General features: G+C 63.4%; 2 protein-coding genes. Both read right to left on the bottom strand.

Annotated features, from left to right (window positions below; genetic code table 11):
• Positions 1–125: 125 nt before the first annotated feature.
• Positions 126–917 carry an IS21-like element helper ATPase IstB gene (gene istB, locus C4S70_RS18285; protein WP_104009508.1) on the bottom strand — a complete coding sequence of 264 codons (792 nt, stop codon included), beginning with the start codon at positions 915–917 and terminating at the stop codon, positions 126–128.
• Positions 914–1,927, bottom strand: a complete 1,014-nt coding sequence (gene istA / locus C4S70_RS18280) for an IS21 family transposase (RefSeq protein ID WP_104009507.1) — start codon at positions 1,925–1,927, stop codon at positions 914–916. The genes istB and istA overlap by 4 nt, the downstream gene beginning before the upstream one ends.
• Positions 1,928–2,014: the final 87 nt, after the last annotated feature.

Genomic DNA, 2,014 nt, shown 5'->3' with positions numbered 1-2,014 from the left:
TGTCAACGCCGGTTCAAAACTGGCCCACTTGGCCGAAGTAAAAGTGACCCACCTGTGCGATGAGCAGGCCAGATCGCGTGGGGTCCTCATGTAACCCAAGCGCGGTCTGGCCTGCGGCGGTGGTGTCAGGCGGCAGCGTTTTCCTTTCTGTTGGTGTCTCCGATGATCCCGGCCTTGCGCTTGTCCTTGAGCCGGTAGCTTTCACCCTGGATCTGGACGACGTGGCTGTGGTGCAGGAGCCGGTCGAGCATGGCGGCTGTGAGCACCCGGTCTCCGGCGAAAGCCTGATCCCAGGCCCCGAAGCTGAGGTTCGAGGTCATGATGGTCGATCCCTTCTCGTAACGTGCGGCGATGATTTGGAAGAACAGATGCGCCTGTTCGCGATGCAGTGGCAGGTAGCCGATCTCGTCGATGATCAGCAGGGTGTAACGGCTGAGTGTGCGGAACGCATCCTTGAGCCGGCCCTGACGCTGTGCCGCTTCCAGCTTGAGGATCAGATCGGCGGCGGTGGTGAACTGGGTCTTGATCCCGGCATTGGCTGCCTTGTGGCCAATGGCGATGGCCAGGTGGGTCTTGCCGACGCCAGAGGGGCCGAGGAACACCGCGTTCTCCCTGCGCGCGACGAAGGCGAGCGAAGCCAGTTGCTCGATCTGGCGCCTGGGCGCCGAGCTGGCAAACTTGAAGTCATACTCTTCCAGCGTCTTCACCACCGGGAACCCGGCCATACGCACCAGGGTCGCCGCCGAGCGGGCACGGCGAAAGTCACGCTCGGCCACGAGCACATGTTCCAGGAAATCAGTGAAGCTCTGGCTCTCGTCGCTGGCGGCGCTGGCGAGTGCCGGGTAGCTGTCGGCGATCCCCGGCAGCTTGAGGTCCTCGCAGAGCTGGATCAGGCGGTCATGGGACAGGGTGTTCATGCCAGCCTCCCGATCGCGTCATAGACCGACAGGTCATGCTGGGGCACGTGGAGATCACGCAGATCGGCCGGAAGCGAGGGCGCGATCTCCGTCCAGGCAGGACCGCGCGGCAGAAGGCATCCAGCTTCCTGCACAAACCGATCCACCGGGCGCTCTTTCGTCTCGGCATGGATACGCGGGTTCGCCACATCGCGCAGCCACTGGCCGACATGGGCATTGGCGGTATCGGCATCCAGAATGACCCCCTGGGCCTTCAGGCGGCTCTCCAGCGGCCAGACGAAGCTTTCCTTGAGATAGCGGTTGAAGCGCTCGACCTTGCCCTTGGTTTGCGCCCGGTAGGGGGCGCACATGCGCGGGCTGAAGCCATGATGCTTGGCGAACTGCCGGAACCCGGCGTGGAACCGATGCTGGCCGGGGCCATGGACGTTGCGGTCGATCAGAACCGTCTTCATGTTGTCGTAGAGCACCGTCTGCGGCACCCCGCTGATCGCATCGAAGAACCGCTCGTGTGCTTCGATCAGGGTCTCGAACCGTTCGTTGTCGGCAAACCAGACGAAGCTGAACCGGCTGAACCCCAGCGTGCCCACGAAGGCCGACAGCTTGTCCTTGCCTCGCCGGATCTGGGTCCAGTCCGCCTGGGCCTGCTTGCCGGGTGGGGTCTCGAACCGGACGATCTCTGGCGTGGGAAGCTGCGGATACTCACCCTGCAGCCAGTCCTTCAAAATGGAAATGCCGCCCTCATAGCCAAGCGCCCTGATCTCGCGCAGATAGACCGTCGCCGGCAGCCGCCGCGGCGCGGCTTCCCTGATCCGCCTCCGGATGTAATCATTGAACGGGTCGAGCTTCGAAGGGCGTGGCGCCCGCGGCCCGTAACCCGGCTCCCGCTCCGGCTCGCGCAGATACTTGCGAACCGTCTCGCGGCTCACCCGCAAATCCCGGGCAATCGCACGAATGCTCTTGCCCTGCCTGTGCAAAATCCTGATCTCCAAGACCTCTTCTCCTGTCAGCATCTGCCCTCCCTCAAACCGGAAGAGCACGTTAACAGGCGGGCCAGTTTTTAACCGGCGACCCGGGTCAGTTTTACATCGGCGCTAACA

This window comes from Jhaorihella thermophila, from assembly GCF_900108275.1.
Classification (GTDB): Bacteria; Pseudomonadota; Alphaproteobacteria; order Rhodobacterales; family Rhodobacteraceae; genus Jhaorihella; species Jhaorihella thermophila.
Note: the sequence above shows the minus strand (reverse complement) of the source record. Positions and strands in the feature narration are given on the sequence as shown.

Coding starts and splice junctions, on each gene's coding strand:
- istB (WP_104009508.1), bottom strand. CDS start 917: ATGAACACCCTGTCCCATGACCGCCTGATCCAGCTCTGCGAGGACCTC.
- istA (WP_104009507.1), bottom strand. CDS start 1,927: ATGCTGACAGGAGAAGAGGTCTTGGAGATCAGGATTTTGCACAGGCAG.